The organism is Streptomyces cinnamoneus (assembly GCF_014650495.1).
GTDB classification, from domain to species: Bacteria; Actinomycetota; Actinomycetes; order Streptomycetales; family Streptomycetaceae; genus Streptomyces; species Streptomyces cinnamoneus.
Genome location: NZ_BMVB01000004.1, coordinates 370,966 through 383,865 on the forward strand (window position 1 = coordinate 370,966; position 12,900 = coordinate 383,865).

The window sequence follows — 12,900 nt, forward strand, 5'->3', positions numbered from 1 at the left end:
GATGCGTGTGCCGGCACTCGCCGGGTAGTGCGCCGCCGCCGCTACGGCGGCGGCATGAGCAAGGCCAGGGGGCCACGGTGTGCAGCACACCGTGGCCCCCTGGCCCGTTCCCGGCGCCCCCGCCGAGGGGGCGAGGCTCAGCTTCCGGCCCGTACGACCGTCGCCTCGGCCCGCACGGTGCCGCTCTTGCGGAAGCGCAGGACGAGGGGGAGCCGTTCGCCCACGCGCACCGCGGGCGGCCGGTAGACCATGATGTCCAGGCCGTGCGGCGACATCTCCAGCGTGCCCCGCGCCGGGACGGGCACCGAGGCGACCATGCGCATGGTGCCCGCGCCGTTCTTCACGACCGTGCGGCTGAGCATCGCGCCGCCCGCGGAGGGAACGTCGACGCCGACGAGCTCGTCGTCCTCGTCACCGGTGTTGCGCAGCCGGACCATCGCCGCCGTGCTCTCGATGCCGAACGGCACCAGGACGCGCGCGTCCTCGACCGTGACGCCGGCCGGGCGGCCGGCCGCGCCGGAGGCCGTCCAGGCGGTCAGGCCGCCGAGGGCCACCGCACAGGCCGCGACCGGGACCAGGGCCGCGCGTGCGGTGCGGATCAGGGATGCGGATGTGGATGCGGCTGCGGATGTGGATGCCTTCATCGGAGGCCACCTCGGCTTCGGGAGGACTGGGTGCGGGCTGCCCCGGCGGGTCGTGGCTGCCAGCCGCGCAGGCGCAGGCTGTTGCCCACCACCAGCAGCGAGCTGGCGGACATCGCTGCCGCGGCGACCATCGGGTTGAGCAGTCCGACCGCGGCGAGCGGGACGGTGACCAGGTTGTAGCCGAAGGCCCAGACCAGGTTGGAGCGCACGGTCACGGAGGTGCGCCGGGCCAGCCGTACCGCGTCGGCCAGCGCGCTCATGTCCTCGCGGACGAGCGTCACGTCCGCCGCGCCGATGGCGGCGTCGGTGCCGCTGCCCATCGCGATGCCGAGGTCGGCTCCTGCGAGGGCGGCGGTGTCGTTGACCCCGTCGCCGATCACCGCGACGCGGTGGCCGCGTTCGCGCAGCGCGCGCACCAGCTCCGCCTTCTCCTCGGGGGTGGCCCGGGCGTGGACCTCGGTGATGCCGAGCTCGGCGGCGACGGCGTTCGCTGCGGCCTCGCTGTCGCCGGTGGCCAGCACGGGGCGCAGGCCGAGGCGCCGGAGGTGGTCGACGGCGCGGTAGCTGCCGGCCCGGACGGTGTCGCCGAGGGCGATGACGGCTTTGGGTGCGCCGTCGATGTGGACGACGACGGCGGTGTGGCCGTTGTCCTCTGCCCGGCGGAGGGCTTCGGCGAGGGGGGTGGGGAGTTTTTCCCCAGCCCCGCCCCTTCCCGAAACCGGGGCTCCGCCCCGGACCCCCGCGGATCCAGGACCTGCGGCCCCAGGCCCGCCGGGTGCCGCGTGCCCGCTCCTCGGACCGTGGGCCCCCGGGCCTACGGCCCCGGCCCCCGGCCCGCCGGACGCCGAACCCTCGGCCCCAGGCCCGTCGGATGCCGGGTGCCCGCTTCCCGGGCCGTCGGTCCCCGGGCCTGCGGCCCCGGTTCCCGGTCGGCCGGACGCCGAACCTCCGGTCCCCGGACCGCCGTCGGACGCCGAACCCTCGGCCCCAGGCCCGCCGGGTGCCGGGTGCCCGCTCCTCGGACCGTGGGCCCCCGGGCCTACGGCCCCGGCCCCCGGCCCGCCGGACGCCGAACCCTCGGCCCCAGGCCCGTCGGATGCCGGGTGCCCGCTTCCCGGGCCTGCGGCCCCCGGGCCTGCGGCCCCGGTTACCGGTCGGCCGGACGCCGAACCTCCGGTCCCCGGCCCGCCGGACGCCGAACCCTCGGCCCCAGGCTCGCCGGGTGCCGCGTGCCCGCTCCTCGGACCGTGGGCCCCCGGGCCTACGGCCCCGGCCCCCGGTCGGCCGGACGCCGAACCTCCGGTCCCCGGACCGCCGTCGGACGCCGAACCTCCGGCCTCCGGCCCGCCAGACGCCGGGTGCCGGTTACCCGGGCCGTCCGTCCCCGGGCCTGCGGCCCCGGCCCCGCCCCCCGGCGCGCCCCCGCCCGGCGCCGAACCCCCGCCCCCCGGCCCCCCGGCCGCAGCAGCCCCGGCGTTCGAGTCCGTCCCCGGGCGCGTCACCTCCACCAGATGGGATTCCACCACCGCCCGTACGCCCACGCCCGCCGTGGCCGTGAAGTCCGTTGCCGGCGGCAGGGGCGTGGACGTGGGTTCCAGGGTCAGGGCGTGGGCGTGGATCGCGCGGCCCACCGGGTGTTCCGAGCCGGCTTCCGCGGCTGCTGCCAGGCGCAGGGTCGCCTCGTCGCCCGTGACCTCTGTGACCGTCATCGATCCCGTCGTCAGGGTGCCGGTCTTGTCCAGCACGACCGTGTCCACGCGGCGCAGGCCCTCCAGGGCCTGTGGGCCGCTGACCAGGATGCCGAGGCCCGCGCCACGGCCCGTTGCGGCCAGGAGGGCCGTGGGGGTGGCCAGGCCCAGGGCGCACGGGCAGGCGACGACCAGTACGGCGACCGCCGCCGTGACGGCGGCCTGTGCCGAGGCGCCCGCGCCCAGCCAGAAGCCGAGGACGGTGACCGCCACCGTCAGGACCGCGGGGACGAAGACCCCGGCGACCGCGTCCGCCACCCGCTGTACGCGGGCCTTGCCCGCCTGGGCGTCCTCGACCAGCCGGGCGATCCGGGCCAGTTGCGTGTCCGCGCCGACCGCCTCGGCCCGTACCTCCAGCAGGCCGCCGGAGTTGACCGCTCCGCCGACCACGGCGGTGCCCGGGCCGGCCTCCACCGGCGCGCTCTCGCCCGTCACCAGCGACAGGTCCAGCGCCGAGCTGCCCGCGACGACCACGCCGTCGGTGGCCACCCGTTCACCGGGCCGGACGACGAAGTGGTCACCGACCCGCAACCGGGCGATCGGCACCGTGCGTTCCGTGCCGTCCGCGGTCCGGACGACCACGTCCTTCGCCGCGAGCGAGGCGAGCGCCCGCAGCGCGGAGCCCGTGCCGCGGCGCGCCCGCGCCTCCAGCATCCGGCCGGCCAGCACGAACAGCGGTACGCCGACCACCGCCTCCAGGTACACGTCCGCCCGGTCGCCCGTCACCGACGGCACCAGCGTGAACGGCATCGTCATGCCCGGCTCCCCGGCACCGCCGAAGAACAGCGCGTACGCCGACCACAGGTAGGAGGCCAGCACGCCCAGGGAGACGAGGGTGTCCATGGTCGCGGCCGAGTGCCGCAGGCCGCGCACCGCGCGCTGGTGGAACGGCCACGCCCCCCACACGGCCACCGGCGTGGCCAGGGTGAAGCACAGCCACTGCCAGTTGCGGAACTGCAGGGCGGGGACCATCGACAGGACCAGCACCGGCACGGCCAGGGCAGCGGTGATCAGCAGCCGTCCGGCGGCGGGTTCGTCCCCGACCGGATCGTCCGGTTCCGCCGTGGGCTGCGGTTCCGGCAGGGCGGCCGTGAAGCCCGCGGCCACCACGACCGCCATCAGCTCGTCGGCCGTCACCGAGGCGGGGTGGCTGACGTGGGCCCGGCCGGTGGCCAGGTTGACCGTCGCGCTCACCCCGTCCAGCCGGCCGAGCTTCTTCTCGATGCGTGCCACGCACGCACCGCAGGTCATCCCACCGACGATCAGCTCGGTGACGGCACCGGAGTCCGCCGGCGGGGTGGCCGCGGCGGGCGTGCCCGCGCTCGTGGTCGTGCTCATCAGTGGCCCATCCCGGGCATGCCGCCCGTGTTTCCGCCCGTGCCCCCGCCGCCCGGACCCGGCGGTGTGCCACCGTCGCTGCGATGCATACCGGGTGCGACGGGACCGGCCGCCGAGCCGGCCAGGTAGGAGACGCCGAAGACGGCGGCCAGCAGGAGGACGAAGCCGGCCAGGGTCGTGTAGGGGGTGAGCGGGGGACGTGCTCGACGTGCGGTCATCGCCGCATCGTGGCACGGCCGACGTCGGCGCCCGGCTCCTTCGCCCACTTTCCGGCGCGTGAGGATTATCCCTTTCGCGCTCGGGAACCAGGGGGCCCGTCGAGCCGACTACCCAGAGATTGCGGCACTCGGCACGGCACTCGCCACAGCACCCACCGCAGCGTCGAAGAGTTGTGCGAAACCTTGTCGGCGGCCCGGGAACCCACCGGGCGTTCCGTACGACTTCTCAGGGGTCCGGCACCGCCGACGACTTCACACGACTTCACGAGGGAGACCCCCACCGTGCCGCTGCCCGACCCCGTACCCCTCTACGGCTCCGCGTACAAGCGCGACCCGTATCCGCTGTACGCGCGGATGCGCGAGGCCGGGCCCATCCACCGGGTGCTCTTCCCCAGCGGGGTCACCGCCTGGCTGGTCACCGGCCACGCCGCCGCCCAGCACACCCTCGCCGACCCCCGGCTCGGCAAGAACCACGAGCGCGGCAACGACCGCTGGCGCGAACGCGCCTCGATCATGCCGGAGCCGCAGCACTCCCAGCTGCAGGTCCACCTCCTCCACCAGGACCCGCCGAAGCACACCGCCATGCGGCGGTTCGTCACCGACGCCTTCGCCCCGCGCCGCGTCGAGGAGCTCCGGCCGCGCTTCCAGGAGATGGCCGACGCCCTCGTCGACGCCCTGCCCGCCGGGGCGCGGACCGCAGACCTCGTGCAGTGCTTCGCCGCCCGCTTCCCCTTCCAGGTCCTCGCCGAGGTCATCGGGCTGCCGCCGCACCTGGCCGCCCGCTTCCGGCGCGAGTGGGGCAAGGTCGTGGCCCCCGTCGGCCCCGCCGACCCCGGCCGCCCGGCCTACGAGGCGTTGCTGCGCGAACTGCAGGCGTACATCGCCGAGGTCGTCGCCGACCGGCGCGAGCACGGCGGCGACGGGCTCCTCGGCCGGCTGGTGGCCGCCCGCGACGAGGGCGAGCTCACCCCGGAGGAGCTGGACTCCATGATCTTCCAGCTGCTGGTGGCCGGCCAGGAACCCGTCACCAACCAGATCACCACCGCCCTGGTCTCCCTCATGCGGCAGCCCGAGGCCCTCGCGCGGCTGCGCGAGGAGCCGGAGCTGATGCCGCGGGCGGTCGAGGAACTGATGCGGCTCGACAGCGCCTTCGAGCTCACCACCTGGCGCTTCCTCGCCGAGGACGCCGACCTGCACGGCACGCGCGTGCCCGCCGGCGACTCCGTGATCGTCTCGCTGTGCGCCGCCAACCGGGACCCCGAGCGCTTCCCCGACCCCGACACCCTCGACCTCGACCGGGCCCAGGGCCCGCACCTGGCCTTCGGGCACGGCATCCACTTCTGCCCGGGCGCCGCACTCGCCCGCATCGAACTCCAGGTCGCCCTCGCCACGCTCATCGCCCGGCTGCCGGGCCTGCGCCTGGCCGTCCCCGACGAGGAACTCCGCTGGATCCCGGCCGTCCTCGGCAGGGGCACCGCCGAACTCCCCGTCACCTTCGACCGGCCCGTATGCCCCTACTCCCGTGGGACGACCGCATGATGCCCCTTGGCGACACCCTCACCCGGCTCCGGCCCGCCGGCGCCCCCGTGGGCGACCGCACCCCCGTCCAGGAGCGCATCCTCGGCCTCCTCCTGCCCTACCACCGCACCACCGAGCCCGGCACCACCGCCGGACCCGGCGCCCACCCCGAGCAGCTGCGGCAGATACGGCAGTTCACGGACGCGGGCGAGCCGGTGCTGTTCACCCTCCCCGGCTTCCCGTGCAAGTCGCCCAACCCCGCCAAGGTCCTCGGCCACCTCCCCGACGAGGGCGAGCGCCTCTCCCTGGCCTTCCTCGACCGGCTCTGCGCCCGCATCGGCGAGATATACGAGCCCGGAGCCCGGATGCTGATCTGCTCCGACGGCCACATCTTCGGCGACCTCATCGACGTGCCCGACGCGCACATCGACGCCTACGGGGACGAGCTGCGCACCCTCATCCGCACCGAGGGGCTGCACCACCTCGACACGTTCGACATGCGCCACGTCCACGGCGACGCCGACTACGACACCAAGCGCGCCCTGGTGACCGACGCCTACGCCCCCTCCCTCGCCACCCTGCGCGCCCAGGTCCGCAGCGACGAGGAGACCGCCCGGCTCTACCGCGGCATCACCCGCTTCCTGGCGGAGGACACCGCGGAGTTCACCGGCACCCGCTCCGCGCTGCAGCGCGCGTGCCGGGAACGGGCGTACGGGGTCATCGCCCGCAGCCGCGCGTGGGGCGACCTCATCGCGCACTGCCACCCACGGTCGGTACGGCTGTCCATCCACCCGCAGCGGCCCGGCGCCGCCAAGTTCGGGATCCGGCTGCTGGAGGCGGCCGACGCCTGGGCCACGCCCTGGCACACGGCCGTGCTCCGGAAGCCGGGCGGCGAGGCGCAGCTGATGCACCGCGCGGACGCCGAAAGGCTGGGGCGCCTCGTCCTGCGCGACGGGCGCCCCAGCCACTACGAAGCGGTCAGCTGACCGTCGCCGCCACCACGACGGAGGCCGGCGCCCGGTGATCGAAGGCGATCAGCGGGTCGCCGGTCAGCGGATGCTCGACCACGGCCGCCCGCACCCCGAACACCTCGGCCAGCAGCTCCGGCGTGAGCACCTCGCGCGGCGCCCCCGACGCCACCACCGCCCCCTCGTGCAGGACGTGCAGCCGGTCGCAGACGGAGGCGGCCGCGTTCAGGTCGTGCAGCGCCAGCAGCGTCGTACGGCGCTGCCGGCGCAACAGGGCCAGCAGCTCCACCTGGTGACGGACGTCCAGGTGGTTGGTCGGCTCGTCCAGCACCAGCACCTTCGGGTCCTGGGCCAGCGCCCGGGCCAGCAGCACGCGCTGCCGTTCGCCGCCGGAGAGGGCGGAGAACCGCCGGCGCGCCGCGCCCGCCATGCCCACATGGGCCAGCGCGTCCGTCACGACGTCCCGGTCGGCCGCGTCCTCGCCCGCGAAGGCCCGCTTGTAGGGCGTACGGCCCATGGCCACGATCTCGCGGACGCTCAGCTCGAAGTCCGTGCCCCGTTCCTGCGGCAGCGCCGCGACCTGCCGTGCGGACTCGACCGGCGTCAGGCGCCGGATGTCCGTGCCGCCGACGAGCACCCGCCCGGCGTGCGGCGCCAGATGCCGGTAGACCGTCCGCAGCACGGTCGACTTGCCGCTGCCGTTGGGGCCCACCAGCGCGGCGATCTCGCCGTCCTCGGCGAGCAGATCGACCCCGGAGACCACCGTCCGCCCGGACAGCCTCACGTCGAGGTCCTCGATGGCGATCCTCACAGCCGCTCCATGCGTCGGTCCAGCAGATACAGCAGTGCCGGAGCACCGATCAGTGCGGTGACCACACCCACCGGCAACTCCTGGTCGGGCAGCGCGGTGCGGGCCACCAGATCGACGACGACCAGCAGCAGGGCGCCGAACAGCCCGGCCACCGGCAGCAGCCGGCGGTGGTCGCCGCCCACCACCATCCGGCACGCGTGCGGCACCATCAGCCCCACGAAGCCGATCGCCCCCGACACCGAGACCAGCACGCCGGTCAGCAGGCTCGTCACCACGAACAGCTCGCGGCGCAGCCGGGTGACGTCCACGCCCAGGCTGGCGGCGGTCTCGTCGCCCATCAGCATCGCGTTGAGCCCCCGGGCCCGGGCCAGCAGCGCCGCCGAGGCCAGCACCACCGCGGCCGTGGGCAGCGCGAGCGTGGACCACTGGGCGCCGCCCAGCGAACCCATCAGCCAGAACAGCGCGCCGTGCGTCTGCTGTTCGTCCCCCGCCTGCAGCACCAGGTAGTGGGTGAAGCCGGACAGGAACTGCCCGATGCCCACCCCCGCCAGCACCAGCCGCAGCGGCCGGAAGCCGCCCCCGCGCCGGGCGAAGGTCCACACCAGCGCGAAGGAGGCCAGCGCCCCCGCGAACGCGGCCGAGGACAGCCCCAGCCCCAGCGCGCCGCCCGCGCTCGCGCCCAGCACGATCGCCGAGACCGCGCCCAGCGACGCCCCGCTGGAGATGCCCAGCAGGTAGGGGTCGGCGAGCGGGTTGCGGACCAGGGCCTGGACGGCCGTGCCGACCAGGCCCAGGCCCGCTCCCACCACCGCGGCCAGCAGGGCGCGCGGCACCCTCAGCTGCCACACGATCAGGTCCTGGGTGCCGGGCGCCGGTCCCTGCCCGCCGACGCCCCGGACCACCGCCGACCACACCTCGCCCAGCGGCACCGAGGTCGACCCCAGGCACACCGACGCGGTCAGCGCGACCAGCAGGCCGGCGCCCAGCACGGCGGCGGCCCAGCCGGCCCGCACCGTGCGGGCGCCCGGCTCCCGCTCCTCCTCGGCCGCACCGGCCTCGGTGAGCGTCGCCATCTACTTGACCCGGTCCGGGTGCAGCGTGTGCGCGATCTCGCGCACGGTGTCGGCGCTGCGCACCCCGCCGATGGTGGTGCGCTCGGAGCCGATGCGCAGGAAGCGGCCCTCCTTGACGGCGTCGAGCTCGGCCGTGGCGGGGAAGGACTTGAGGAACGCGGCGGCCTCGTCGAACGCCTTGTCGTTGGCCTCCTGGCTGCCGCGGTTGCGGACGGCGAGCTGGATCCACTGCGGGTTCTTGGCGACGACGTCCTCCCAGCCGACGGGCTTGAAGTCGCCGTCGCAGTCGGCGAAGACGTTCCGGGCGCCCGCCTGGGTGATCACGGCGTTGGCGACCTGGCGGTTGCACACCGCCATCGGCTGCTTGGTGCCGGCGTCGAAGTCGAAGAGGAAGTACGTCGGCCGCTTGTCCTCGGGCACGTCCTTCAGCGCCTCGCGGACCTCACCGGTCTTCTTGCGCATGCCCGCGACGAGCTCACTCGCCCGCCGGGACGTTCCCGTCACCTTGCCCAGCTCCTCGACGTCGGCCTCCACGCCCGACAGGTCGGTACGGGCGGACTTGCTCATCGCGGCACAGGCCGTGGACTTCAGGAAGACGTGCTTGATGCCGGCGGCCCTGAACTCCTCGGCCGTCGGGGCGTCGCCCATCTTGCCCATGTTCTTCATCGAGGAGAAGGAGTCGACGTACACCTGCGCGCCCGACCCAAGCAGCTTCTCCTTGGGGATCACGGTCTTCCCCAGCACCGGCACCCCGGCGCCCGCCTCCGCGTACTCCCCGGGCAGGGCGCCCTTGCCGGGCGGGAAGCCCGTACCGACGACCTTGTCGCCCGCGCCCAGCCACATCAGCAGCTCCAGGCCGGCCGCGTTGCTGGTGACGATGCGCTGCGGCGCCGCGTCGAACGTCGTCTTCGCGCCCATGCAGTCGCTGACGCTCACCGGGAACCCGGCCTTCGCGCCGGCGGCCGCGCCCGCGTCGTCGGCCTTCTTCGCCTCACCGCCGACGCCGCAAGCCGTCGCCGACAGGGCCACAGCGGCCAGCACACCGCACCACGCACGAGGGCGCATCAGAAACACTCCAGAAGTCGACATACCCGGGCCCGACCGTACGGGTCCGGGACCAGATAGTCGGACCGCACGTCCACCTGGTTCCCGCGTGTCGCGAAGAAGAGTGAAAAGCTCCGCCGTCGGCGCGCATACGCTGCCCCGGGGGTCACCAGCGGTGACGACCCCCGGGCCGCCGGGACGACCGGGGCCGCCGGGGGCTGCCGGAGCCGTCAGGACAGCGCTGCGAAGGAGACGCCATGACCGACCAGCTCGCCGAGATGCCCACCGACTGGCGGCGCGCCCTCGCCGTCGTCGCCCACCCCGACGACCTCGAATACGGCGCCTCCGCCGCGGTCGCCACCTGGACCGACGAGGGCCGCACCTGCGCCTACCTGCTGGCCACCTTCGGCGAGGCCGGCATCGAGACCCTCACCCCCGCCGAGGCCGCACCCCTGCGCGAGGCCGAGCAGCGGGCGAGCGCCGCGGCCGTCGGGGTGGAGAGCGTCGAGTTCCTCGGCCACGACGACGGCACCGTCGAATACGGCATCGCGCTGCGCCGCGAGTTCGCCGCCGCCATCCGCCGTCACCGTCCCGACCTCGTCCTGACCCTCAACCACCACGACACCTGGTCCTGGGGCGGCACCGTCTTCTGGAACACCCCCGACCACCGCAACGTCGGCCGGGCCGCCCTCGACGCGGTCGCCGACGCCGCCAACCGCTGGATCTTCCCGGACCTCGCCGAGGACGGCCTGCTGCCCTGGGACGGCGTGCGGTACGTGGCCGTCGCCGGCTCCCCGCGCGCCACCCACGCCGTGGCCGCCGCCTCCGGCCTCGAACGGGCCGTCGCCTCCCTGCTCTGCCACCGCACCTACATCGAGGCGCTCACCGACGAGGACCCGCAGACCTACTGCCACAACCTCCTGGAGGGCAGCATGGCGGCCGTCGCCCAGCGGTTCGGCGGCCGGCCGGGCGTCGCCTTCGAGCTGTTCACCCGCTGACCGCGGGCGCGCGCTCCATCACCAGCACCGCGACGTCGTCCTGCAGCCGGCCCCCGGTGTGCGCGTCGAGGTCGGCGCGCAGCCGCCGCAGCAGCTCGGGCGTGGGCAGGGCGGCCCAGGCGTGCAGCCGCTCGGCCAGCGGATAGAACGCACCGCCCGGCGCGCGCGCCTCCGTCACCCCGTCCGTGCAGGCCAGCACCCGGCAGCCCGGGTCCAGCGCGACCCGCCGGGCCGAGCGCTGCTGCGGCACCAGATCCCCCAGGCCCAGGGGCAGGCCCGCCTCCTGCTCCAGCTCGTGCACGCCGCCGTCCGGGCCGAGCAGGAACGGCGCCACGTGCCCGCAGTCGAGGAAGACCACCGACACCGCGGTGCGGGACACCGGCGCGGCCGGGTCCTCCTCCGTCCCGAAGACGAGCGCGGTGACGAACTCCTCGGCCGCCTGCGCACCCCCCGAGCTCGCCTGGTACTCCACCGACCGGTGGTAGCGGGACAGCCCCTGCTCCATGGCCACCACCCCGCCCTCCAGGTCCCGCCGGTGATAGGCGGCCTCCCGGAACGCCGTCAGCACCGCCGCCCCCGCACCCAGCGTGCCCGGCCCCTTGCCCCGCACGTCGCCGATGAGCACCCGCGTCCCGTAGGGGGTGTCGACGACCTCGTAGATGTCACCGCCGATCAGCGACTCCCGTTGCGAGGAGACGTAGAAGCCGTTCACGAGGACGCCGCGGGTGCGCAGCGGCAGCGGCCGCAGCAGCGCCCGCTGGGCGGCCTCGCTCGTGACGCGCACCCGCTCCAGCAGGGAGACCTCGTCGCGCCGCAGGCGCGCCAGGGCGACGCTCGCGCCGGTCATGAGCGCGTTGCCCACGACGGATCCGACGCGGTTGACGACCGGCATGTGCTGGGGCAGCACCCCGTGGTGTGCCGCCATCAGGCAGAAGTCCAGGGCCCCGACGAACACCGTCTGGGGGTAGGTGCACACGGCGGCGGCGGTCATGGGGGCGAGCGCGGCGTACATGTCCAGGCGCAGGTTGGCGGGAGTCACCAGGTCGACGGCCACGACGACCACGAGGTAGGCCAGGACCAGCGCGAACGGCAGTGTGCCGGCCTTCGGCCGCGACAGGGGCAGGGTGCGCGACACCGTGGCAGGACCTCCGCGCCGGGAAGGGGGATGGGGACACGTAGACATTTCCAGACTTTCCCGGTGAATGCCGTGCAGCTGGGTCTCGTGTCGGCCACATCTGTTCGGTTGCCTCCCGGCGCCCGCCCGCGGCCCTCGGCGCCGGCCCCGGCTCCCCGGGGGCCGGTCGTGTCAGAGCTTGCGGTACGTCCGTGCGTCGTCCGCGGCCGCCAGGACGGCCGTCATGTCGCCGCCCGCCGAGGCCGTCACCACGGCCGCCACCGCGCCCTCGACGAAGGGGGCGTCCGCGATGCGCACGGTCGCGAACTCCTTCTCGGTGAGCAGCGCCTTGACGGTGAGGACCGCGCTGCCCATGTCGCACAGCACGACCACGCCCGCCCCCTCGTCGGCGCTCGCCACCGCCCGGCGGACCAGTTCGGCGCTGGTGCCGATCGAGCCGTCCGGCAGCCCCCCGGCCGGGGCGACCGGCGCGGGGTCGCCCGTACCGACCAGGGCGCCGGCGAGCGCTGCCGCCGACTCCGCCACCGCGCGGCTGTGCGAGACGAGCACGACCCCCACCCGCCCGGCCGGTGCCTCGGCCTGCACCTCGGGCTCCGCCCGGGCCCGCTCCGGCGGTGCGGCGGCGCACAGGGCGGGGTCGGTCGCCTCGTACAGCGCGGTGATCAGCAGCGCGGAGGAGGTGGCGCCCGGGTCCTGGTGGCCGATGCTGCGCTCGCCCAGGTAGCTGGCGCGGCCGCGCCGTGCCTGCAGCGGGACCGTGGCCCCGGCCCCCGCGCGGGCGGCCCGTGCGGCGGCGTCGAGGGCGGCGGTCGCGTCCCCGTGCGCCAGGGCCTCGGCGTAGGCGTCGGCGGCCGGCTGGAGCGCGTCGATCATCGTCTTGTCGCCGGGCGCGGAGTCCCCGAGCCGTCGTACGCTCGCCACCGCCGCGGCCAGCGCGCGGCCGAGGGCCTCCGGCTCCACCACGGGCTCCTCGCCGAGCACCTTGCCCATGCGGCGCAGCACCGTCCCGTACAGCGGTCCGGCCGCGCCGCCGACGGTGTTGGTCAGGTGGACCCCGACGGCGGTGAGCAGCGCCCCCGGGGTGGCGGGGGGTTCGGCGGCGACGGCCTCGGCGGCGGAGGTGAAGCCCCGCTTGAGGTTGGCGCCGTGGTCGGCGTCGCCGATGGCGGCGTCGAGCTCGGTGAGGTACGCGGCCTCCTCGGCCACGACGCGCGTCGTACGGTCCAGGAAGCGGCGGAAGAAGTCCAGGTCGAGCGTGACAGGCATGGGTGGCGGCTCCTCATCGGGCTCGGGTCGGCCCAGCGTAACCATGCGGTGCCGGCGGCCCGTCGCGTCGTGGTGACCGCGGACCGGGACGGGGGCGGGGCGTGCTGCTTCGACTCCCGCCCCGACCCCGGTGGTTGAG

General features: G+C 75.3%; 11 protein-coding genes and 1 pseudogene. 3 read left to right on the forward strand and 9 right to left on the reverse strand.

Translation table 11 applies throughout. The features are described from left to right. Positions 1-137: 137 nt before the first annotated feature. Genes IE182_RS08725 through IE182_RS08740 form a run of 3 tightly spaced genes read right to left on the reverse strand, consistent with a single transcriptional unit; the run spans position 138 to position 3,948 of the window. A complete protein-coding gene (locus tag IE182_RS08725; protein WP_190109085.1) occupies positions 138-644 on the reverse strand; it encodes a copper chaperone PCu(A)C in 507 nt (168 codons plus the stop codon). After that, positions 641-3,730, reverse strand: coding sequence for an HAD-IC family P-type ATPase (locus IE182_RS31920; protein ID WP_268249610.1), 3,090 nt, complete (start codon positions 3,728-3,730; stop codon positions 641-643). Before IE182_RS31920 ends, IE182_RS08725 begins: the two co-directional genes overlap by 4 nt. Next, the gene (locus tag IE182_RS08740) at positions 3,730-3,948 is read right to left on the reverse strand and encodes a hypothetical protein (protein ID WP_190109086.1); all 219 of its coding nucleotides are present in this window, start codon (positions 3,946-3,948) and stop codon (positions 3,730-3,732) included. The genes IE182_RS31920 and IE182_RS08740 overlap by 1 nt, the downstream gene beginning before the upstream one ends. 282 nt (positions 3,949-4,230) lie before the next feature. On the opposite strand from IE182_RS08740, the gene IE182_RS08745 reads away from it, so the two are divergent. Continuing rightward, on the forward strand, positions 4,231-5,487 hold the full coding sequence (locus IE182_RS08745) for a cytochrome P450 family protein (protein ID WP_190109087.1): 1,257 nt from the start codon (positions 4,231-4,233) through the stop codon (positions 5,485-5,487). Continuing rightward, the gene (locus tag IE182_RS08750) at positions 5,487-6,452 is read left to right on the forward strand and encodes an L-tyrosine/L-tryptophan isonitrile synthase family protein (protein WP_373303525.1); all 966 of its coding nucleotides are present in this window, start codon (positions 5,487-5,489) and stop codon (positions 6,450-6,452) included. Before IE182_RS08745 ends, IE182_RS08750 begins: the two co-directional genes overlap by 1 nt. Here IE182_RS08750 and IE182_RS08755 read toward each other — a convergent pair. Genes IE182_RS08755 through IE182_RS08765 form a run of 3 tightly spaced genes read right to left on the reverse strand, consistent with a single transcriptional unit; the run spans position 6,445 to position 9,383 of the window. Then, the gene (locus IE182_RS08755; RefSeq protein ID WP_190109089.1) at positions 6,445-7,245 is read right to left on the reverse strand and encodes an ABC transporter ATP-binding protein; all 801 of its coding nucleotides are present in this window, start codon (positions 7,243-7,245) and stop codon (positions 6,445-6,447) included. The two genes, IE182_RS08750 and IE182_RS08755, sit on opposite strands and share 8 nt — an antisense overlap. Next, positions 7,242-8,318, reverse strand: a complete 1,077-nt coding sequence (locus tag IE182_RS08760; RefSeq protein WP_190109090.1) for a FecCD family ABC transporter permease — start codon at positions 8,316-8,318, stop codon at positions 7,242-7,244. The genes IE182_RS08755 and IE182_RS08760 overlap by 4 nt, the downstream gene beginning before the upstream one ends. After that, a complete protein-coding gene (locus IE182_RS08765) occupies positions 8,319-9,383 on the reverse strand; it encodes an ABC transporter substrate-binding protein (protein ID WP_190109091.1) in 1,065 nt (354 codons plus the stop codon). Positions 9,384-9,619: 236 nt separating this feature from the next. On the opposite strand from IE182_RS08765, the gene IE182_RS08770 reads away from it, so the two are divergent. Then, a complete protein-coding gene (locus IE182_RS08770) occupies positions 9,620-10,360 on the forward strand; it encodes a PIG-L deacetylase family protein (RefSeq protein ID WP_190109092.1) in 741 nt (246 codons plus the stop codon). Here the strand turns inward: IE182_RS08770 and IE182_RS08775 are convergent. From IE182_RS08775 to dhaL, 3 genes and pseudogenes are all read right to left on the reverse strand, one after another. Then, entirely contained in the window at positions 10,350-11,495 is a 1,146-nt protein-coding gene (locus IE182_RS08775) for a PP2C family protein-serine/threonine phosphatase (protein ID WP_190109093.1), read from the reverse strand. The genes IE182_RS08770 and IE182_RS08775 overlap by 11 nt on opposite strands. A 171-nt stretch (positions 11,496-11,666) precedes the next feature. Then, positions 11,667-12,080 (reverse strand): dihydroxyacetone kinase phosphoryl donor subunit DhaM, encoded by a 414-nt coding sequence (dhaM, locus tag IE182_RS31925; RefSeq protein ID WP_229844678.1) that lies wholly within the window; start codon positions 12,078-12,080, stop codon positions 11,667-11,669. Positions 12,081-12,125: 45 nt separating this feature from the next. Next, positions 12,126-12,761, reverse strand: a pseudogene (gene dhaL, locus IE182_RS31930) (dihydroxyacetone kinase subunit DhaL); the annotation flags it as partial. Positions 12,762-12,900: the final 139 nt, after the last annotated feature.